This is a genomic window from Desulforegulaceae bacterium (assembly GCA_034006035.1).
Lineage (GTDB): Bacteria > Desulfobacterota > Desulfobacteria > Desulfobacterales > JACKCP01 > JACKCP01.
In genome coordinates this window covers 1-21,594 of the sequence record JAVETN010000007.1, presented here as the reverse complement: position 1 = coordinate 21,594, position 21,594 = coordinate 1, and the positions used below count along the sequence as shown (strand labels likewise).

General features: G+C 33.7%; 19 protein-coding genes, 1 rRNA gene and 1 riboswitch. Of the genes, 10 read left to right on the top strand and 10 right to left on the bottom strand.

Features of this window, described 5'->3' with window-relative positions; all coding sequences use genetic code 11:
- Positions 1 to 421: 421 nt before the first annotated feature.
- Complete coding sequence (locus RBR53_06815; protein ID MDY0132365.1) at positions 422 to 670, bottom strand: hypothetical protein; 249 nt, start codon at positions 668 to 670, stop codon at positions 422 to 424.
- A gap of 78 nt (positions 671 to 748) precedes the next feature.
- Here RBR53_06815 and RBR53_06810 point away from each other — a divergent pair, with 78 nt between their 5' ends.
- The 4 genes from RBR53_06810 to RBR53_06795 all read left to right on the top strand — a co-directional run bounded on the left by RBR53_06810 (position 749) and on the right by RBR53_06795 (position 2,936).
- Positions 749 to 1,030 (top strand): type II toxin-antitoxin system Phd/YefM family antitoxin, encoded by a 282-nt coding sequence (locus RBR53_06810; GenBank protein ID MDY0132364.1) that lies wholly within the window; start codon positions 749 to 751, stop codon positions 1,028 to 1,030.
- Positions 1,027 to 1,323: a type II toxin-antitoxin system RelE/ParE family toxin gene (locus RBR53_06805; GenBank protein MDY0132363.1), complete on the top strand. Its 297-nt coding sequence runs from the start codon at positions 1,027 to 1,029 to the stop codon at positions 1,321 to 1,323. The genes RBR53_06810 and RBR53_06805 overlap by 4 nt, the downstream gene beginning before the upstream one ends.
- A gap of 195 nt (positions 1,324 to 1,518) precedes the next feature.
- Positions 1,519 to 1,893: a hypothetical protein gene (locus RBR53_06800; GenBank protein MDY0132362.1), complete on the top strand. Its 375-nt coding sequence runs from the start codon at positions 1,519 to 1,521 to the stop codon at positions 1,891 to 1,893.
- A gap of 491 nt (positions 1,894 to 2,384) precedes the next feature.
- Positions 2,385 to 2,936: a hypothetical protein gene (locus RBR53_06795; protein ID MDY0132361.1), complete on the top strand. Its 552-nt coding sequence runs from the start codon at positions 2,385 to 2,387 to the stop codon at positions 2,934 to 2,936.
- A gap of 581 nt (positions 2,937 to 3,517) precedes the next feature.
- Here the strand turns inward: RBR53_06795 and trpA are convergent.
- From trpA to trpE, 7 genes are read right to left on the bottom strand one after another with little or no spacing between them, the layout of a single operon-like run.
- A complete protein-coding gene (gene trpA, locus RBR53_06790; protein ID MDY0132360.1) occupies positions 3,518 to 4,312 on the bottom strand; it encodes a tryptophan synthase subunit alpha in 795 nt (264 codons plus the stop codon).
- Positions 4,305 to 5,519 (bottom strand): tryptophan synthase subunit beta, encoded by a 1,215-nt coding sequence (gene trpB / locus RBR53_06785; protein MDY0132359.1) that lies wholly within the window; start codon positions 5,517 to 5,519, stop codon positions 4,305 to 4,307. The genes trpA and trpB overlap by 8 nt, the downstream gene beginning before the upstream one ends.
- Positions 5,519 to 6,184, bottom strand: coding sequence for a phosphoribosylanthranilate isomerase (locus tag RBR53_06780; GenBank protein MDY0132358.1), 666 nt, complete (start codon positions 6,182 to 6,184; stop codon positions 5,519 to 5,521). Before RBR53_06780 ends, trpB begins: the two co-directional genes overlap by 1 nt.
- A complete protein-coding gene (locus RBR53_06775; GenBank protein ID MDY0132357.1) occupies positions 6,181 to 6,972 on the bottom strand; it encodes an indole-3-glycerol phosphate synthase TrpC in 792 nt (263 codons plus the stop codon). The genes RBR53_06780 and RBR53_06775 overlap by 4 nt, the downstream gene beginning before the upstream one ends.
- A 4-nt stretch (positions 6,973 to 6,976) precedes the next feature.
- Positions 6,977 to 7,999 carry an anthranilate phosphoribosyltransferase gene (gene trpD, locus RBR53_06770; protein MDY0132356.1) on the bottom strand — a complete coding sequence of 341 codons (1,023 nt, stop codon included), beginning with the start codon at positions 7,997 to 7,999 and terminating at the stop codon, positions 6,977 to 6,979.
- On the bottom strand, positions 7,990 to 8,583 hold the full coding sequence (locus tag RBR53_06765; protein MDY0132355.1) for an aminodeoxychorismate/anthranilate synthase component II: 594 nt from the start codon (positions 8,581 to 8,583) through the stop codon (positions 7,990 to 7,992). The genes trpD and RBR53_06765 overlap by 10 nt, the downstream gene beginning before the upstream one ends.
- Positions 8,580 to 10,064 (bottom strand): anthranilate synthase component I, encoded by a 1,485-nt coding sequence (gene trpE, locus RBR53_06760; protein MDY0132354.1) that lies wholly within the window; start codon positions 10,062 to 10,064, stop codon positions 8,580 to 8,582. Before trpE ends, RBR53_06765 begins: the two co-directional genes overlap by 4 nt.
- A 404-nt stretch (positions 10,065 to 10,468) precedes the next feature.
- Between trpE and RBR53_06755 the strand changes: the two genes are divergently transcribed.
- From RBR53_06755 to hisF, 3 genes are all read left to right on the top strand, one after another.
- Complete coding sequence (locus RBR53_06755) at positions 10,469 to 12,097, top strand: FAD-binding dehydrogenase (protein MDY0132353.1); 1,629 nt, start codon at positions 10,469 to 10,471, stop codon at positions 12,095 to 12,097.
- 318 nt (positions 12,098 to 12,415) lie between these two features.
- The gene (locus tag RBR53_06750; protein ID MDY0132352.1) at positions 12,416 to 12,613 is read left to right on the top strand and encodes a cold-shock protein; all 198 of its coding nucleotides are present in this window, start codon (positions 12,416 to 12,418) and stop codon (positions 12,611 to 12,613) included.
- A 314-nt stretch (positions 12,614 to 12,927) separates the two neighbouring features.
- Positions 12,928 to 14,511, top strand: coding sequence for an imidazole glycerol phosphate synthase subunit HisF (gene hisF, locus RBR53_06745; GenBank protein ID MDY0132351.1), 1,584 nt, complete (start codon positions 12,928 to 12,930; stop codon positions 14,509 to 14,511).
- A 70-nt stretch (positions 14,512 to 14,581) separates the two neighbouring features.
- Here the strand turns inward: hisF and metE are convergent, their stop codons facing one another.
- Positions 14,582 to 16,861, bottom strand: coding sequence for a 5-methyltetrahydropteroyltriglutamate--homocysteine S-methyltransferase (gene metE / locus RBR53_06740; GenBank protein ID MDY0132350.1), 2,280 nt, complete (start codon positions 16,859 to 16,861; stop codon positions 14,582 to 14,584).
- An 88-nt stretch (positions 16,862 to 16,949) separates the two neighbouring features.
- Positions 16,950 to 17,179, bottom strand: a riboswitch (cobalamin riboswitch).
- A gap of 161 nt (positions 17,180 to 17,340) precedes the next feature.
- Here metE and RBR53_06735 point away from each other — a divergent pair.
- The 3 genes from RBR53_06735 to RBR53_06725 all read left to right on the top strand — a co-directional run bounded on the left by RBR53_06735 (position 17,341) and on the right by RBR53_06725 (position 21,158).
- A complete protein-coding gene (locus RBR53_06735; protein MDY0132349.1) occupies positions 17,341 to 19,770 on the top strand; it encodes a heavy metal translocating P-type ATPase in 2,430 nt (809 codons plus the stop codon).
- Between the two features lie 131 nt (positions 19,771 to 19,901).
- Entirely contained in the window at positions 19,902 to 20,858 is a 957-nt protein-coding gene (locus RBR53_06730) for an aldo/keto reductase (GenBank protein ID MDY0132348.1), read from the top strand.
- Positions 20,859 to 20,909: 51 nt separating this feature from the next.
- Positions 20,910 to 21,158 carry a hypothetical protein gene (locus RBR53_06725; protein MDY0132347.1) on the top strand — a complete coding sequence of 83 codons (249 nt, stop codon included), beginning with the start codon at positions 20,910 to 20,912 and terminating at the stop codon, positions 21,156 to 21,158.
- 317 nt (positions 21,159 to 21,475) lie between these two features.
- On the opposite strand, the gene rrf is transcribed toward RBR53_06725, so the two are convergent.
- Positions 21,476 to 21,592: ribosomal RNA gene (gene rrf / locus RBR53_06720) — 5S ribosomal RNA — on the bottom strand.
- Positions 21,593 to 21,594: the final 2 nt, after the last annotated feature.

The following is a 21,594-nucleotide window of genomic DNA, read 5'->3' as shown; positions in this document are numbered from 1 at the left end:
TAGATAATTCATGGTTATGTAATTCTGGGAACACCGAGACTTAATTAGTATACCTTTTACCTGCTTTTTCCTTGTTTTAATCATTAGAAAATTCAAGGTTTATGACATCTAAATTTATTGTCCAGGTGCTGTAAAATTTTGAACTGTTAAGATTTTGAAAAAAGTATAAATTTATTAAGTGTGGTGTTCTCAGAGCTCCGCAAATAAAGATTCAAAGAAGAGGTAATGATTAACCCCTATTTTTACTGAGTTTATTAACAGCCGCCTGCTGATTGATTGTGGGTTGGATAGAGAAAGCTTATTTTTTATTAACAATACTTATCATGGATACCACCCGAACTAATATCTAATTAAAAAATCATTTGAAGCTAGCTCTTAAATCAGCAATTGTTAAAAACAATTTATTTTTGGAATCCTTGAATTAAGTGAAACCATATTTTTCATAAAATAATTTTGCTCCTTCTTTGACATCCACAACTATAAAAGAAAAAGCAACAATCTCACTGGCAAAAAGCAGTTTCTTAAGAGCATCTACTAGCAGCCACTCACCAAATACTTTTCCTTTATATTTTTGATTAACCACCAAGCGTGTAATTAAGCCGGCTGAAGTTGAAAACTTTTGTCTTTGCTGTAATTTTTCAGGTAAACCCTGAATATCAATAGTTACCATTGTTCAAGAAAAAAACACTTGTATATACTAAAAATTGTACGCTATAATGTACAAAAACAAATTAATCTGAGGTAAAATATGCAACGCTTAAAAATTGATCAGGATATAAAACCCCTGTCCGAAGTAAGAACTAAAATAGCAACTTTTATAAAACAAGTACACAACACTAAAAGACCCGTGATAATTACTCAACATGGGAAAAGTGTTGCTGTTTTATTAGGTGCTCATGAATATGAAGCTATGCAAGAGAAAATTGAACTTTTAACTGATATTCAAACATCTATAGGGCAGTTGGAAAATGGAACAGGAATAGAGCATGATGACGCTAAAAAAATAGCATTAAAACGTATATTAAAATGAAAATAATTTGGTCACCATTAGCTATAGATAAAACCTCTGCAATTGCGGATTATATAGCTATGAACAACCGCTCAGCAGCGGAAAAATGGATTGAGAAAGTATTTTCAAAAGTTACTCTCTTAAAAGAGTCGCCTAAAATGGGGCGAATTGTACCCGAAATAAATAAAAATCAGTTTCGAGAAATTCTTTATGGTAATTATCATATTATTTATCACATCGAAAAAGATCAAATATCAATTCTCACAATACGTCATTCTAAGCAAATATTACCAATAAATGAAATTATAGCATAACATGGCGTTCCATGTTTTTTGGGGGATAAACAATGTGGACTTTGGTTTTAATAAGCATCTTGTTAAACTATGTAGACTGTCCCCCTAACGCCAACTATTAAATATTATTTAAATTATACAGTTCCACACAATAAATTGTTAGCCGAGTGCCAGCAGCTCAGAGAGAGCTAAATCATCTATTGAAAGAAGAAAACAATGGCAATTAGAAGACTATATGGAACTGCGACAGCAGACGCTGGTGTATTTTGGAGTGATTGTGTAAACGAGAGTGGTTGGCGTATTCAGTACAATAAGACGTTTAAGACTACCCGCTTATTAAAGCCTTATAGGTTTCTTGATCCAAAGGAGAATCTTTGGGCATCGTCCGATACGCTATCTGAAATGGCCAACGCATTACCGGAGCTCGCTGCTTCTTTTTCTAAAAAAGAGCCATTATTCAGTAGTGACGAAGCAAAAAGCTTCATTAAAACCGTAGTTAAAGCAGCAGGTACTGCTCTAACCTTAGCTGCTGTAAAAGCACCTTTGAGAACAAGAATTAACAAGTGCAGACACGCGTACTGCAAGCGTTAAATTTACAAAAGGAGAGCCAAATTTAGGAGACACCATATTATCTTAATTACCATTTTTTAATCATTCACCCGTTACAAAGCTCCAGGCTTGAAGTTTTTGTATTTAAATATTAGATAGTTACATCCTCAAGTAGAAGCTTAGGAACCGCCCTTTAAATGACTGTAGGGAGAATTAAGTATGGTGTCCCCGTAACTAATATTTTAATTTATCTAAAAAAATCGTTCTCATAATCACTTTTTACTTTCATAACGCTGAAGTGCTGCTTTAAGCTCTAAATTTACTTCAGCAGGCCTATCCAATGCCTCCCTAAGAAGATTTGCATCATTTTCAGAAATTTTTAAAGAATTATAAAGAAATTGACTATGGTATCTCCCAATCCTAAAGATCTCTTTTTTTTAAACAACCGGGCTTGACTTGCATTACCGGCTTGTTTATTTTAAGCTTTTTTAATATGATAAATTCAAAATAAATTAATCAAGGAGTAAATACCCATGACAAATGATCCTTCTCAATTCACTTTGTACAGCGGTGGCCACAGGGGTGCTGAAGCTGAATTCGGCAAACTGGCTGAAAAATTCGGGATAAAAGAAATCAATTTTTCCTTTGACGGCCATAAACTGGAACGAAACTCAGGCGTCCGGGTATTAAACCAGGAAGAGCTGGAAAAAGGCAATATCTCCATGGACATCGTATCCACCCGCCTGGGCAGATCCTTTTCCAAGGGAAATAAAATCAGAAAAGTCATCCAGTCCATCTTCCACATGATCAACAACGGATACCAAATTTTTGTTGTGGGCTGGATCCTTCCGGATAAAACTGTAAAGGGCGGCACCGGTTGGGCTGTTGAACTGGGAAAATTGTTCAACCGCCCTGTTTTTGTATACGAACAGGACCGAAAGGCTTGGTTTTCATGGATAGATAATGATTGGCAGATAGTGACTCCAATCATTCACCACAAAACCTTTGCCGGTACCGGCACCCGAAACCTAACCGAAGATTCCCTGTTGGCCATGGAAGATCTGTTCAACCGGTCTTTTAGTTAAAAAATGAGAAAAGCCAGGTAAGGCCTTACCTGGCTTAAAGAACCAAACACCCGACCGTTGCCATCTCTTTTAGAAAAAAGTTCTGGTGGTTCTGGATAATGGACAGAGCAGGAGCTTGGGAACGAGCCTGAATGTGAGCTGGAGTTTGGTAACGAGTCTGAACCGCAACGACATCTGTTTTTTTCTTTAAAAGTTCTGCTGGCACCATACCTGATTTATTTTTTAATTGCCACAAAACAACTGGCTTTGCAAAACTAACATTATTAATTAAACCTAAGTTGAGCGTTTCATATTTTTAAATTGAAAAATTTTTAATAAATCAAGCTTATTATATTTAAAAATATGAATCCCTGCGGGCTTTTCAATTTTACTGCATCTTCGGCGTTAAATTGCATCAAGCATAGCAAAAGTATAGCCTGATGCAATTTGCCTTGTATATGCAGCAAACTTGAAAATCGCTCAATTTAGGTTAAAGAAAAGTTTAAATCAGCAAAAAAGGTTCCCAAGTAAAACTGGTAACCAGACTTTAACTTGAGAACCAACTTTAAAACAGATAAACTCCAAATTTAGTACAAAATCCCCTAAAACAAAGTTTGTTTTTTATACTCCCCTGCCCTTTTACCAATAACTTCAACAAGATTTTTGTTCTTTAAATTTTCTTCAATTAAAGATTCAAAAGCACTTCCAATTACTACTCCGTCTGCAAATTTTGCAATATTTTTTACATCTTCATTTGTTTTAACTCCAAAACCAATACATACAGGAGTATTTGTATGTTTTCTTATTCTTAAAAAATCTTTTTTTGTTAACTCCGGATCAAGGCCTGCTGATCCTGTTATTCCTGTTTTTGAAACCAGGTAAATAAATCCATTGGAGTTTTTGGATATTTTTTCAAGTCTTTCATCAGTTGTTGTAGGAGCTAAAAGGTTTATTTTTGGAAATTTTTCCCTGTCAAAATCCTTTATTAAAGATTTTTCTTCAAATGGAAGATCCACAATTAATACTCCATTTGCTCCGCATTCAATACTTTTTTCACAAAACTTTTTTTCACCAAACTTAAAAACAGGATTGTAATATGAAAAAAGAACTAAAGGAACATGGGTTTTTTCTCTGATTTTTTTTATCATTTCAAAAACTTTTTCAAGATTAGTTCCTGCTTTAATTGCCCTTTCAGAAGATTTTTGAATTACAGGCCCATCAGCGGTTGGATCTGAAAAAGGAATCCCAAGTTCAATTATATCAACTCCGCTTTCAGCCATTGCAATAACAATATCTATTGAAATTTCAGGGGTTGGATCACCTGCTGTAATAAATCCTACAAGTGCTTTTTCATTTTTTTCTTTTAATTCTTCAAATTTATTTTTCAAACTAATCATTTTTTACCCCCGATCCTGAAAAGGGCCCTGCAATATTTTCCATTGCATTGGCAAGATCCTTATCTCCCCTTCCTGAAAGATTTACTAAAATCACATCATCTTTTTTATAATCCTTTGAAACCTTTAACGCAGCTGCAATGGCGTGGGAACTTTCAAGTGCCGGAATAATTCCTTCAAGTTTTGAAAGAAGCTGGAAGGCTTCAAGAGCTTCAGAGTCTGTAACTGAGATATATTCAGCCCTTTTTGTTTCCTTTAAATATGAATGTTCAGGGCCAACTCCTGGATAATCAAGGCCTGCAGAAACAGAATAGGCTTCATTAATCTGCCCATAATCATCCTGAAGAAGATAAGACTTGCTTCCATGTAAAATCCCTACACTTCCCTTTCCAAGAGTTGCAGCATGTTCTTTTGTTTCAATTCCTTTTCCTGCAGCTTCAACTCCAAGAAGTTTTGAGCCTGTTTCAATAAAATCATAAAAAAGTCCCATGGCATTACTTCCTCCGCCAACACAAGCAATTAAAAGCTCTGGAAGTTTTTTTGTTTGTTTTAAAATCTGCTCCTTTGCTTCAATTCCAATTATTTTCTGAAATTCCCTTACTATATATGGATAAGGATGGGGCCCTGCAACCGAGCCTATTATATAAAAAGTATCTTCAACAGCTCCTGTCCAATATCTTAATGCTGAATTCATTGCATCTTTTAATGTCCCTCTTCCTTCATCAACCGGAACAACCTTAGCACCTAAAAGATTCATTCTCTGAACATTTGGAGCCTGCCTTCTTATATCTTCTGTTCCCATGAAAACCTTGCATTCAAGTCCTAAAAGAGCCGCTGCAGTTGCAGTTGCAACTCCGTGCTGACCTGCTCCTGTTTCTGCAATTACCTTTTTTTTCCCCATTTTTTTGGCTAAAAGTGCCTGGCCAATTGTGTTGTTTATTTTATGGGCTCCTGTATGAAGAAGGTCTTCTCTTTTTAGATAAATTTTTGCACCATCGGCATAATTACTAAGTCTTTTTGCATAAAAAAGAGGGGTGGGCCTTCCTGCATAATCTGAAAGAAGCTCATAAAGCTCCTTTTGAAATTCCCTGGTAGGAACTATTTTATTAAAAGCCTTTTCAAGTTCTTCAATTGCACAAAAAAGGGTTTCTCCAACAAAACGTCCCCCAAAATCACCAAAATACCCGTTTTTATCAGGCAGAGATCTCATTAAAAAATTCTCCCGTAATTATTTTTAATTTTTATTTTATTTTTTAAATCAGCAATTTGCTTAATTTTTTTATGGTCTTTAATTCCTGGCGAAATTTCAACACCTGAACTCATATCAAAAGCTGTTGCTCCACTTAATTTTAAAGCTTTTTCAAAATTAGAAGGATTAATTCCTCCTGCAGAAATAATTTTATATTTTTTGGAAAATTCAAATACTTTGGAATAATCCCAGTCAATTCCATTTCCGCCTGGAAGTATATTTTTTTGGGCTTCTACAATAAAGCCATGGGTCAAACTTTTATATTCCTCAATTTTTTCAACATTTGGCTCATCATTTATATAAAGACATTTTATTATTTTTGCCTTTGTTTTTTTTTGTAAAGTTTCAATATAGTCAATTGATTCTTTTCCATGGAGCTGAATAAAATCAAGATTTCCAAGTTCAACAGCTTCAAGTACAAAATCCATTGAAGAATCAACAAAAACCCCTGCAAAAGAAATATTTTCAAGTTTTTCTGTTATTTTTCCAACATTTTTTGGAGTTATAAATCTTTTGCTTTTTTCAAAAAAAACAAATCCAAGACAATCTATTTTATTTAACCGGCAAAAAAAAGCATCTTCAAAATTTGTTATTCCGCAAATTTTAACTTCAGGATTTATCATCATTTTTTACACCCGGATAATTTACAAACAGATAAGATTTCCTTAATTTTTTCAGAGGAATTTTCTGACTTTGAAAGATATTCACCTATAAGAAAACTTTTTATTCCCCTATCAAATAGATATTTTGCATTATCTGCTGAGTTTATTCCGCTTAAGGAAATTATATGATTTGAAGAATCTATTTTTTCAGCCATAAAAAGTGCATTATCAAGAGAGGTATTGAAATTATCAAGATTTCTATTGTTAATTCCAATAAAACAATCTTTAAGACTTTTTATTTTTTCAAGATCATCATCTGAATAAATTTCAACAAGGGGAACCATTTTTAGTGACAGGGCTTTTTCGTAAAGCTTTAAAAGCTCTTTTTCTTCAAGAATTCTTACAATGAGCAAAACAGCATCAGCATTAAAATAAGCTGATTCATAAAGCTGATACTCATCAATTATAAAGTCTTTTCTAAGCAAAGGAATAGAAACGGCTTTTTGTACTTTGGAAAAATCATCCATACTTCCCTTAAAAAACTCAAAATCAGTAAGAACAGAAACAGCTGATGCTCCGCCTTTTTCATATTCCTTTGTTTTTTTTTGGGGATCAAGATTTAAGCAAATATCTCCCTTTGAAGGAGAAGCCCTTTTAATTTCAGCAATAACCTGAACTTGGGAGCTGTTTTTATTTAGAAAAAAATCTTTTCCCTTTTTTATTTCATCAATAAAAGAATTAAGAGGTTTTTCTTTTTTTCTGTTTTTTATTTCAATTTTTTTAGATTTAACTATTTTTTCTAAAATAGACATTTTATTATCCGTTTTCATTGGTAAAATCTACTAAGGCTTCAAGCTTTTCATTTGCTTTTCCAGAACTTATCGAATCCCTTGAAAGCTCAAGACCTTGATCAATTGACTCTGCAATTCCAGCTGCAACAAGAGCTGCTGCTGAATTTAGTAAAACAATATTTTGCTTTGGACCGGTTTGTTTTCCCAAAAGAATATTTTTTGTAATTTCTGCATTTTCCTCTGGAGTTCCGCCCATGATTGATTCTTTATTTGCAAATTCCTTAAAATATTTTTCAGGATTTAAATCATAGGTTTTAATAAGATCTCCGTTTAATTCTGATATTCTTGTGGGAGCACAAACAGAAATTTCATCAAGACCGTCATGGCCATGTGCAATAAAAACCCTTCTCGAACCAAGTTCTTTTAGAGCCAATGCAAACATTTCTGTAAGTTCGGGCGCAAAAACTCCAATAAGCTGACATCTTGTTCCAGCCGGATTTGTAAGGGGCCCAAGCATATTAAATATACTTTTAAATCCCAGATCCTTTCTTACCTTGGCAGCATGTTTCATTGCTCCGTGAAATCTTGGAGCAAAAAGAAAACAAAGTCCTGTTTCAAATATACATTCTTCTGCAATTTCAGGATCAACATCAATTTTTACATTAAGGGCTTCCAAAACATCAGCACTTCCGCTCCTGCTTGTAACTGACCTGTTTCCATGTTTTGCAACAACAGCTCCGGCACCTGCTGCAACAAAAGCAACAGTTGTTGAAATATTAAATGTACTCATTCCATCACCACCGGTTCCGCAGGTATCAATTACATTTTGTCCCGGAGTTTGAATTTTAAGAGAATTTTCCCTCATTGAACGGGCTGCCCCTGCAACTTCAAGATAAGTTTCTCTTTTTAATGCTAAAGCGGCAAGAAAAGCCCCTATTTGTGATTCAAAAGCATTTCCTGAAAAAATTATATCCATTCCCTCTTTCATTTCCATTTCACTTAAATTTTTTCCTGAAACAAGTTTTTGAAGATATGATTTTAAAGGCATTGATTCTCCTTAAATTCTTTTGAGATTTTAATAAAATTTCTAAGCATTCTTTTTCCCTGGGGAGTCATTATGGATTCCGGATGAAACTGAATTCCTTCAACAATATATTTTTTATGACGTAAACCCATTATTTCCCCGTCTTCTGTAAAAGCTGATATTTCAAGACAATTTGGAAGAGTTTCTTTATTTACAGCAAGTGAGTGATATCTCATTACCTGAACAGGCTTTTTTATTCCTGAAAAAACCCCTTTTTCATCTCCTGTAATTATTGAAGATTTTCCATGCATAATTTTTTTGGCATGAACAATTTGAGCTCCAAATGCAAAAGCTATTGCCTGATGTCCAAGGCATACTCCTAAAATTGGAATTTGGCCCTTAAATTCATTTATCAGATCAACTGAAATTCCGGCATTTTCCGGCCTTCCAGGTCCCGGGGAAACAATAATTGCTTCAATATCAAGATCTTTTATTTCATTTATTGTGATTTCATCATTTCTTTTTACCATTACCTCTTCATCAAAACCTGAAAGATATTGAACAAGATTGTAGGTAAATGAATCATAATTATCTATCATCAAAATCATATCAAACTCCTGCCAATAAGGTTTACAGCTCTTTCAATTGACTTTGCCTTGTTTATTGTTTCTTCATATTCAGTTTCAGGTATTGAATCTGAAACAATTCCAGCCCCTGCCCTTACAATTACCTGATTATCTTTTATTACAGCTGTTCTTATTGTGATTGCAAAATCCATGTTACCATTAAAATCTATATATCCCACTGCTCCGCCATATGGGCCTCTTGGATAATCCTCATATTCTGATATAAGTTCCATTGCCCTTACTTTTGGAGCTCCTGAAAGAGTTCCGGCAGGAAAACATGCTTTTATTACATCCCAGACATCTTTGTCTTTTTTAATATTGCAAACAATATTTGATACAAGATGCATTACATGGGAATATCTTTCCACAAACATTAAGTCTGTTACCTGAACACTTCCTGTATCTGCAATTCTTCCAAGATCGTTTCTTCCAAGGTCTACAAGCATAAGATGCTCTGCTTTTTCCTTTTCATCTTTTAAAAGTTCATCAGCAAGGGTTCTGTCTTCCTGCTCGTTTTCTCCCCTTGGCCTTGTTCCTGCAATGGGACGAAGAGTTGCCTGACCCTTTTGAACTTTTACCATTGTTTCTGGTGATGACCCTGCTATTACAATGTCATCGCATTGAAAATAATAAAGATATGGAGAAGGATTTATATACCTTTGTGCTCTGTAAAGTGATACCGGATCAAAAAATAAAGGTGCTGTAAAAGGTTGAGAAATTACAGCCTGAATAATGTCTCCTTCATGGATATGTTTTTTGATTTTTTCAACTTTTTCAAGATATTCATCTTTTGTGCACAAAGGAAGAAGTCCTGGAATTTGAGATCTTTCCTCCCTTTCTACTGTCTCAAGTTCAGATTCAATTACAGCCATGATTCCCTCAAGTCTTGAAAGAGCAGCATCATATGCTATTTCAGGATCTGCCCCTTTTTCAAGAAAAGCTGCAGACACCAATGTTACAGTATGGGAAACATTATCAAAAACAAGCATTGAGTCGGGAACCATAAAAAGAGCCAAGGGTTCGTTTGAAGGAAGTTTGTTTGAAATTTTTTCTATAAATGAAATCATTTCATAGGTCATATATCCAACCAAACCTGAATAAAACCCTTGAATTTCCTTAATTGGAGCTGCCTTAAACTGAGAACTAAACTCCCTTAAAGCATTAAAAGGATCATTATTGTGTTCAAATTCATCAATATGATTTAAACTCGAAACCCTTATTTTATCATTAAAAACTTTTATAACATATCTTGCAGAAATTCCTAAAAAACTGAACCGCCCAAACTTTTCCCCACCTTCCACACTTTCAAGAAGAAAAAGAGGAACTCCGGATCTAAATGATTTTCTTAAAAGAGATACAGGGGTATCAGAATCGGCAAGTATGGTTTTACAAACAGGAATAACATTGTAATCTTTGGCAAGTTCAACAAACTTTGCCTTTGAGGGAAAAGATTTTAATTCCATTTTATCTCCTTAAAAAACAAAAAAAGCCGCAGATTAAAAAAACCCGCAGCTTGAATTAAACTAAATAAATTAACAGGGACCGCGGAAAATGCGGAGCCTGACTATACTTTTACAGCGGCTCCACTCCAGATGAGTAAAGACGCCACCAACATAAATAAGAATTGTTTAATTTAAAAATTTCCATTTTGCCTCCATTGTGTTTCTTCTTATAGAAACATTTTTGTAAAAAAGCACTTATTTAATTTTATGTCAAGTTTTATTTGCTCCCGAATTAAATAAGCACTCTTACCCTTTGTATAAAATCTTTATTTAAGCCTTGACCTTAAAACCAATTAAATGCAAAATTTCATTAACTTATTTAAATAAAATTCAAATACCAAAGTTTAATTTTTGGAGTAGAAGAAATGCCCCACTTAGCTAAAAAATACACCACAGATATTGTAATTGTTGGAGGAGGCATAGCCGGCCTTGCTGCTGCATTTGAACTGCTTGATACAGGTAAAAAAATACTCATTTTAGATCGGGATAATCAGGAAAAATTGGGAGGCCTTGCAAAAGAATCTTTTGGAGGTATTCTGGCTGTTGACACTCCTCTTCAAAGAAAATCCGGAATAAAAGACTCATTTGAACTTGCCTACCAAGATTGGAAAAGATATGCTAATTTTGACTCAAATTCCCAGCTTCAAAAAAAATGGGCCAAAAAATACATAGAGTATTCAACAAAATATATTTATGAATGGCTAACAGATAAGGGAATAAAATTTCTTCCTGTTGTAAACTGGCCTGAAAGAGGAATGTTTCAACAGGGGAATTCAGTTCCAAGATGGCATATTGCCTGGGGAACAGGTTTTGAAATAATTAAAAAAATAATTAAAGCAATTGAAAAACACCCCAATTCAAACAACCTTTCATTTAAATTCAGACACAGGGTAAATAACTTTAATAAAAAAAATGATCAGATCAATGGATGCTCTGGAATTATAGAATCAACCCACGCCCCTTTTGAAGTAAAAGCTGATTTTGTTATCGCGGCAGCCGGAGGAATCTGCGGAGGTGATCTTTCCCTTGTGAAAAAATACTGGCCTGAAAATGAAAGAGGAGAACTGCCCCAAAGACTTTTAAACGGTGGACATAAATTTGCAGACGGAATAGTTCATTTTGCAGCTGAAAAAGCAGGAGGTCAGCTTAAAAACTTAAAAAACCAATGGCATTATGCTGCAGGAGTTCATTACCCGGATTCATTAAGGGAAAATCATGGACTAAGCCTTGTACCACCAAAATCAGCAGTATGGATAAATGCCCATGGAAAAAGAATAGGGCCCTCTCCTCTTATGGGTTACACCGATACAAAGTTCTTAGTTGATGAAATTTTAAAACAACCTGGAAAATTTTCATGGCAGATAATGAATTTTAAAATCGCAAAAAAAGAGCTGGCTGTTTCCGGTTGTGATTATATGACTTCATTTAGAAAAAAACAAAAATTTAATCTTTTAAAAGAACTTTTATTTGGAAATAAAGCCCTTGTGAAAAAACTTTCCAATAATTGTGATGATTTTGTTGTTGCAGATTCTCTTGAAGAACTTGTTGAAAAAATGAATTTCCTTGAACCTGATTTTAAAATTGACAAATCAGTCTTAAAATCAGAGCTTAAAAAATATGACTCAGGAATACTTAGAGGTAAAAACCTTATAAATGACGACCAGCTAAGAAGAATAGTTTCCTATAGAAAATATCGAGGCGACAGAATCAGAACCTGTAATTTGCAGACAATCCTTGACCCGCTGGCAAAGCCTTTTATTGCCATTAGAGAATTCATTCTCACAAGAAAAAGTCTTGGAGGAATTATAACAGATCTTGAAAGCAGAATTTTAACCCCTTCTGGTAAGCCTATAAAGTCTTTTTATGCAATTGGAGAAACAGCAGGATTTGGAGGCGGCGGGATTCATGGCCAGGGTTCCCTTGAAGGAACTTTTCTAGGAGGATGTCTTGTTACTGCCCAATTAGCCGCAAATTCCATAAAAAAAAATATTTAATTTAATTGTTAATATTTAAGTTGTTTTCAAATTTCACTAATCAAAAGCTTACCTGCAAGCCTTGTCAGCACTCAAAAGAATAGAATATTTTATTTTTAAAAAAGATAGATTTCTTTCAACCATATCTTCATATAATCCTAAAGATTTTTATTATTATCAAAATAACCCTTGCTTTATTATTCAATCAGGGTCATTATCGGTCAACATCTCAATTCGAGAAACATTAGTGATTCGTTATTAAAGGAAATCCATTTACAAAGTGGCAGCACCTGAAGTATCGAACAAAATGTACAAACAATTAATTAAGGAAAAGTCACAATGGCAAGTGGAACAGTAAAATGGTTTAACGACTCAAAAGGATTTGGTTTTATTGAACAAGAAAATGGAACTGACGTTTTTGTTCATCACACAGGAATTAACAGCACAGGTTTCAAATCACTTCGTGAAGGAGCTAAAGTTACATTTGATATTCAGGAAGGCCCAAAAGGCCCTTCAGCTATCAACGTAACTGAATAATATTTAAAAAATGGTGCTTTTTCAATAAAAGCACCATTTTTTTATCAAAATTCCCAGTAAACCTCCCAGGTTCAATCTCCACAATTAAATTTCAATAAATCAAAACAAACAGCTTAACTCTTATGGAGTTTTTATTTTTTTATATATTCAATTTGTATTCACAAATCTGATAAAATATCAAAAAAAGAAACACCAAAGCCAAAAATCATCAATTTTTGCACATATAAATCCTCACAAATCAAAACCTTCTTGTATTTCTGCGAATACTAAAGTAATAAATTCAAGGTTAATATAAATTCATTTCTGGAGTTAAAATGATAACAATACTTGATTATGGAGCAGGAAACGTAAGAAGCATTATAAATGCAGTAAAGCAGTTTCAATCAGATATTAAGATAGTGAAAACTCCTTCAGACATTTTATCCGCTGACAAACTTATTTTCCCTGGAGTTGGAAATTTTGAAAGCATGATAAAAATTCTTGATGAAAAAAATTACATTGAGCCTTTAAAAGAATTTATCAGGTCTGGTAAACCTTTTTTTGGAATCTGTCTTGGTCTTCACGCTCTTTTAGACGAAAGCGAAGAATCTCCACATAAAAAAGGTCTTGGTATAATTAAAGGAAAAGTCAAAAAGTTTAATACAGAACTTTCTATTCCCCATATGGGCTGGAACGGATTAAACATACAAAAAGATTCTTTTATTTTTTCTGAATTAAACAAAAATGATAAATTTTATTTTGTTCATTCCTATCATGCATCACCTGAAAACAGCTCAGATATTCTTACCACAACAAACTATGGTTATGAATTTACAAGTGCAATCCAAAAAGACAATATAATTGCTACCCAATTCCACCCTGAAAAAAGCGGCCATGCCGGTCTAAAGATTATAGAAAACTTTATTTCAGATAAAAAAATATTTTCTTTTTTTAATACTCCAACAAAGGGAAAAGGCTTTGCAAAAAGAATTATAGCCTGCCTTGATGTGAGGTCAAATGACCAGGGTGATCTTATAGTAACTAAAGGTGACCAATACGATGTAAGAGAAAAAGGTGATGTCAGAAATCTTGGTAAACCTGTTGAACTTGCCAAAAGATATTATAATGAAGGCGCTGATGAAATTACATTTTTAAATATAACTGGATTCAGGGATTTTCCCTTAAAAGATCTGCCCATGATAGAAGTCCTTAAAAAAACTTCTGAAAATGTTTTTGTACCCCTTACCATAGGCGGAGGAATACGGGATTTTACAGACAAAGATAATAATTTCTATTCTTCCCTTGAAGTTGCTTCACAATATTTCAGGTCAGGAGCAGATAAAATTTCCATTGGAAGTGATGCTGTAATTATTGCAGAAGAATATCTAAAAACAAAAAATAAAACAGGAAAGTCTTCAATAGAACAAATTTCAGCTGTTTATGGAAGTCAGGCTGTTGTAATTTCAATTGATCCTAAAAAAGTTTATGTTAACTCTCCTGAAGATGCAAAAAAACATCAGGTAATAAAATCAGATGAAAAAGGCCCAAACGGAGAAGAATACTGCTGGTATCAATGCACTGTAAAAGGTGGAAGAGAAGGAAGAGATATTGACGCTCCTACTCTAGCCAAAATCTGTCAGGAACTTGGTGCGGGTGAAATTCTTGTCAATTCAATAGACAAAGATGGAACTAACTCAGGTTTTGACATAAACCTTATAAACCTTGTGAAAAAAAAGGTTTCCATTCCTGTTATTGCTTCAAGTGGTGCTGGAAAAGTTGAACATTTTGAAGAGGTTTTTTCAAAAACAAAAGTTGAAGCAGGTCTTGCAGCAGGAATTTTTCATAGAAAAGAAGTTGAAATTGAAGATGTAAAAAAACACCTTGAAAAAACAGGTGTTGAGGTTAGAAAAATTTACTGATTTTTAAAATTCTCCTGACTATCTGAATCAGGAGAATTTAATATTTTATTTAAACCTTGGATTTACCCAATTAAATGATAATATTTTCATATTCTTTTCTCAAAATTTGAGCAGCCTTTACTAAATTTTTAAGAGACTTTTCAGTTTCATCCCATCCCCTTGTTTTAAGCCCGCAATCAGGATTTACCCATAATTTGTTGGCAGGAACTGTTTCAAGGGCAAGTTTTAAAAGATTTACAATTTCTTCGGTTTCTGGAATTCTTGGGGAATGAATATCATAAACGCCCGGCCCTGCTTCATTTGGATAATTAAATTTTTTGAATGCATCAAGAAGCTTCATTTTACTTCTGGATGCTTCAATAGTAATAACATCTGCATCCATTTTTGCAATCCACTCAATTATTGAATTAAACTCACTATAACACATATGTGTGTGGATCTGAGTTTCATCTCCAACACCTGAAGATGCAAGACAAAAAGAATTAACAGCTGTTTCAAGGTAATCTTCATGTTTTGATTTTCTTAAAGGAAGCCCTTCTCTTAAAGCAGCTTCGTCAATCTGAATTATTTTAATTCCTGATTTTTCCAGATCACAAACTTCATCTCTTATTGCAAGACCAAGCTGAAATAAAATCTCTTTTTTTGAAATATCATCCCTTGGAAAACTCCAGCAATAAATTGTAACAGGCCCTGTGAGCATCCCCTTGACTATTTTGTCTGTTTTTGAGGAAGCATAATTAATCCAGTTTAAAGTTACAGGACTTAGTCTTTCAATATCCCCATAAATTACAGGAGGCTTTACACATCTGCTTCCATAACTTTGAACCCACCCATTTTGACTAATTATAAAACCTTCCAGATTTTCACCAAAATATTCAACCATGTCATTTCGCTCAGGTTCACCATGGACAAAAACATCAAGCCCTGTTTTTTCCTGAAAATCTATCATTTCATCAATTTTAGACTCAATGAAATTATTATATTCTGATTTTGAAATATCCCCTTTTTTGAATTTTTGTCTTTGCTTTCTTATATCTGGAGTCTGTGGAAAAGAACCAATTGTTGTTACAGGAAAAATAGGTAGATTTAATTTTTCTTTTTGAATTTTTATTCTCTTTTCAAAAGGAGATTTTCTTTCAAACATTTGATCTGTAATATTTTTTACTCTGGTTCGAACTCTTTCAATATTTAACTTTTTGCTGCTTTTTTTAAATTCAAAGGCTTTTTTATTTTTCTCAAGAAAAGTATTATCAATATTTCCATCCAATGCCCTGCCAAGAAATGAAGTTTCAATAATTTTTTGTTTTGCAAATGAAAAAAGAGATTTAATATTTTCATCCATTAAAGTTTCATTTTCAAGATTTACAGGAACATGTTTAAGCGAACATGAAGTAGAAACCATAATTTCATTTTTAAATCTTTTTTTAAAACCGCTTAAAATTTCAATTGAATTTTCAAGGTTATTTATCCAGACATTTTTTCCGTTTATAATTCCAAGGGATAAAAACATATTTTCAGGCAGATCTGAACTTAATTTTTCCAGATCTTTATTTTGATTAACAAAATCAAAATGTATTCCATCAATACCACAGTCAAAAATAAGATCTAAATTTTCCCTTAATTCATCAAAATATGATGCAATCATTATTTTTGAATTCCCGGACGCTTTTTTAAGTTTTTTGTAAAAACACTTAAAATCTTTTTTTATATTTACATCAATATCAGTTGAAAGAATTGGCTCATCAATCTGAATAAGATCTGTATAATTTGAAAGCTCTTTTACTATTTCACAATAAATATTTAAAATTTCATCAAGAAGTTCAAACCTTTCAAACCCCTTTATTTCATTTCCTGACAAAAGATAGGTAAAGGCTCCTGTAAGAACAGGTTTTGGATTATAACCAAGTTGACTGCAAAGCCTTGTTTCAGAAATAATTTTTTGTGAAGATTTTAAAGGTCTTAAGTTTTTTTCAAACTCAGGAACCATATAATGATAATTTGTATTAAACCATTTTTTCATTTCAAGGGGTAAAATATTTTTTTTCTGATTCCCCCTTGCCATGTCAAAATAATACTTTGGATAAATATTTTCCCTTTTAAATCCAAATCTAGAAGGAACAAGCCCAAGCATTGAGGTAGTATCAAGGATATTATCATAAAGAGAAAAATCACCTGTGGTAACATAAGTTAATCCGCTGGACTTTTGTAATTCCCAGTTAAAAATTTTGATACCTTCAGCTTTGTTTTCAAGATCTTGAAATGAAATTTCTTTTTTCCAAAACGACTCAAGGGCCTTTTTAAGCTCTCTTTTTTCCCCTATTGAGGGAAATCCTAAAATGTGTGACTTCATTTTTTGCTCCTTTACAAAAGTTTAAAGAAGCAGAAGTGAAACGCTCAGGTTATAAAAAACAATAATTTTGCCTGTAACGCGAGACAAATCTGCAAGATTGTATTCAGTCGTCTTCTGGCTTCCGGCCTTTTTTAACAATTTGCCTTCCCGAATTTTAAAATCCAGTGACAATTTGCAAACCTGAACTAAGTAAATTTTCAGATAAAAATATCAATTGCTTTTTCAGGTAAAAATTAGCTCCGGTAACAGCGGCGCGTCCGCAACGGAATTTCACCGTTTTCCGTTTCTGAATATATCAATTTATGTTGATATATAGATACATCTGGATTTAACTATTGTCAACAACCAAAACCTTTAAGGGTGAGACCTAAATTGATTCTAAAAACTTCTTTCAATTGCAAACAAAACGATTGACATTAAATTAAACAAGTTTACTTTCTATAGACATGGCATTAAATCTTTAAATGAAAGGTGGATTTGTGAAAAACTACAGAATTCCAATTAATGGAATGCATTGCAACAACTGTGCTGCCAGTGTTGAAAAAAAAATCTCTAAACTTGAATCCCCAGAAAATATAAATGTAAGCTATGCTGATGAATCCTTAAATTTCAGTTTAAAAAAAGAAAACCCGGAAGTTTTACATCAAATAAACAACTCTGTAATAGATGCCGGATTCAAACTTCTAACAAAAACAAGTTTTTTAAAAATTTCAGGAATGCACTGCACAAATTGTTCAATGAGCATAGAGAAAAATCTCAACTCTATATTTGGAATTATCATTGCAAACGTAAACCTTGGAGATGAAACTCTTGCAATAGAATACATTGATTCAATCATTTCAATTGATGAGATTATAAAAAAAATTGAGTCCATAGGATTTAAAGCCTTTGAAATAAAAGATAATGAAGACTTTCTTTCACAAGACTTAAAAGAAGCTAAAAATCAAAAAATTAAATTTATAACAGGCCTTGTTTTTACCATACCTTTATTCCTTGTTTCCATGACAGCTGATATGACCAATCTTCTTCCTTCATATCCTGAGTCTTTTTTAATGGGTCTGCTTCTTTTCATTCTTGCAACACCGGTTCAGTTTTTCACTGGCTTTGATTATTATAAAGGTGCATACACCAGTCTTAAAAACGGGTCTTCCAATATGGATGTTCTTGTGGCTCTTGGTTCCTCGGCTGCATATTTTTATTCTACAGTGATCTTATTTACTTCTTTCAAAGGGGACCATCTTTATTTTGAAACGTCAGCAGTTATAATAACTCTTATCAAGCTTGGTAAAATGCTTGAAGCAAGAACAAAAGGAAAAACAGGAGAAGCTGTAAAAAAACTTTTAGATCTTACTCCCAAAAAGGTTTTAAAGGAAAATAAAGACGGAACAACTGAAAGCAAAAATCTTTCAGAAATAGAAGTTAACGATATTATTATTGTAAAACCAGGTGAAAACATCCCTGTTGACGGAGAAATTGTTTATGGAAAGTCCGCTATTAACGAATCCATGCTCACAGGTGAGTCTCTTCCTGCTGATAAAAACCCAGGAGACCTTGTAACAGGTGGAACTTTAAACATAAACGGATTAATAAAAATAAAAGCAACAGCTATAGGAAAAGATAGTGTTCTTGCAAAAATAGTTGAAATTGTAAGGCATGCACAAGGCAGTAAAGCCCCTGTTCAAGAAGTTGCAGACAGAGTTGCCGCTGTTTTTGTCCCATTTGTAATTATTTCAGCAATTATTACTTTTTCCATCTGGTATTTTTTTACAGGCGATTTTACAGCTTCAATTGTAAGGCTAACAGCAGTTCTTGTGATAGCATGCCCATGTGCTCTTGGGCTTGCAACCCCAACAGCACTTATGGCAGGAGCAGGAAAAGGAGCTGTTTCAGGGGTTTTATTCAAGTCAGGCAAAGCTATTCAAAAACTTGCTTCAGTAAAAACTATTATTATTGATAAAACCGGAACTCTTACAAAAGGTGAACCCTCTGTTTTAAATATTTATAAAATTGACAAGGATTTTGATGAAGAAAAACTGCTAAGCATAGCAACCTCAATTGAAAAAAACTCAAACCACCCTGTTTCTTCTGCTATTACAAAAAAAGGAATCAGTGAAAATGCAGAAATAATTGAATGCTCAGACTTTGAAGAGGTCGGCGGAATGGGTGTAAAGGGGAAAATTGAAAATATTGAATACAAAATCGGAAAACCAGGATGGTTTGACAACCTGCCCAAAAAAGCTCTTTCAATTCTTGAGACTGTTTATTCAAGGGGAAACACTCCCGCTGTTTTATCGGCTAACAATTCAATTAAGGGAGTTTTTGAAATTCATGATGAAATAAAAGAAGACTCCAAACAAGCAATTAAAGAACTTAAAAATCTAGGCTTAAAAATCACCCTTCTTACAGGCGACAATGAAAAGACAGCTGCTAATACAGCAAAAACACTTGGGATTGATGATTATATTGCTGAAGCTACACCAGATTCAAAGGCAAAACTTGTAAAAGATTACCAGGCTAAATACGGATTTGCTGCAATGGTAGGTGACGGAATAAACGATGCACCAGCACTTGCAACAGCACATTCAGGAATAGCCCTTGGAACAGGAACTGATGTTGCTATAGAATCTGCTGATATAATTCTTCCAGGACATAAAATGAGACTTTTGCCCTATTGTATAAGGCTTAGCAAAAAAACTCTTAAGACTATAAAATTGAACCTTTTCTGGGCTTTTGTCTACAATATCCTTCTTATTCCTATTGCAGCAGGGATACTTGCCCCATTCCCTGAAATGCCAGATTGGATTAGGCAACTCAACCCTATGGTTGCAGCATTTGCAATGAGCATGAGCAGCATAATGGTTGTAAGCAGCAGTCTTTTACTCTACAAAAGCAGGGATAATATTAACTGATTTTAAAAAACACAATTTTATCCACTGGACAAACTTTGGAATACAATTAAACTTGGGTACAGAATTTACTTTATCAGGCCGAATAACTTTGTTTGTCGGCTTGATTTATTTTTTATAACAATGGAGCAAAAATGAATTTTTTAAACCTTGGGTCAACTGATATTAAAATTTCAAAGATTATAATGGGAACCTGGCAGACAGGAAAGCAAATGTGGACAGGGATTCAGGATTCAGACAGCATTGAGGCAATAACAACTGCCTATGAGAACAATATCACAACTTTTGACACCGCTGAAATGTATGGGAAAGGTCATTCAGAAAGAATTCTTGGAAAAGCCCTTAAAAATGTAAGAGACAAAGTTATTATTGCAACTAAAGCTGCTCCCCACAACCTTTCAAAGGAAAAACTTGTTTCAGCCTGTGAAAAGTCATTAAAAAATCTTGATACTGATTATATAGATCTTTATCAGATTCACTGGCCTGCAGGAAGTTTCGGCTCCAAAAGAATTCCTGTTTCAGAAACCCTTGAAGCAATGAAAAAACTTAAGGAACAAGGAAAAATAAGAGCTATAGGAGTTTCAAACTTTTCCAGGGAGCAATTAAAAGAAGCCTTGAACTTTTCCCGGATAGATTCTGTTCAGCCGCCCTACTCGATTTTATGGAGGCATATTGAAAAAGATTTAATGCCTTTTTGCTTAGAAAATAAGATCACAATACTTTCATATTCATCAATGGCCCAAGGGCTTTTATCAGGCAAATTTAAAAAAGACCATAAATTTGACAAAAAAGATAACCGAGCCTCAAATAAACTTTTCCAAGGCGAAACTTTTGAAAAAGCCCTTGAAATTATTGAAGACCTGAAACCAATTGCATCCAACCTTGGTATTTCACTTTCAGAACTTGCCCTTGCCTGGGTAAAAAAGCATGAAAACACCGCTGCAATTGCCGGGGCTAGAAATAAAGAACAGTCAAAGGAAAACTCAAAAGCATTAAACATAGACCTTTCTTTAGAAATTATGGATTTTATAAATAAAAAATCAAAAGACTTTATCAGTTTAACAGAAGAAAGCCCTATAATGTGGGGATAAATAATTTTTATATTATTAATTGATATAATCAATTATATAACTGGAGGAAAAATGGAGACTTTAAAAGAACTTTTAGAAAGAAAAAACAATTCAATAAAAAAAAATGAAAAGTTTTTTTTTGTTACAGATGAAGAGCTTAATAAAATAGAAGAAATTAGCACAAAACTTGATGACGGAACAAAGGTTTATGACCCTGTTGAATTATCCAACAAAGCCGCTGCTCTTGGTTATTGGTGTGAAGGGGACTATATTGAGGAATCCAGCGGCTATTTTTTTGAAAAATATAAGCTGACAAAATGAATTTATTTTATAAATAATTTATTTAAAAGTTTCCAGTCTTAATTATTAACACCCTTGGGATTTAATTTTTCAAATCTCATGGGTCAGCATGAATAAGTCCTGTTATTTCATATGGTTACATTCACAAACTGGAGCTTGGGAACGAGCCCGCAACGAGTTCGAGTCTAAATCAAAGCCTGGGAACCTGCAAGGTTTATACTTTAGGTGGGTCAAATTTCGGTTGCAAAAAAACACCCACAACAAGTCCAAGCCCAAAATTCAATTCCACCAAATAAAAAACCCCTGAAGAATAAATTCTTCAGGGGTTTGTATATTTTATCCGGCAGCGTCCTACTCTCCCACATAGTCTACCATGCAGTACCATCGGCGATCTAAGGCTTAACTTCCGTGTTCGGGATGGTTACGGGTGTGACCCTTACTCCATCGCCACCGAATT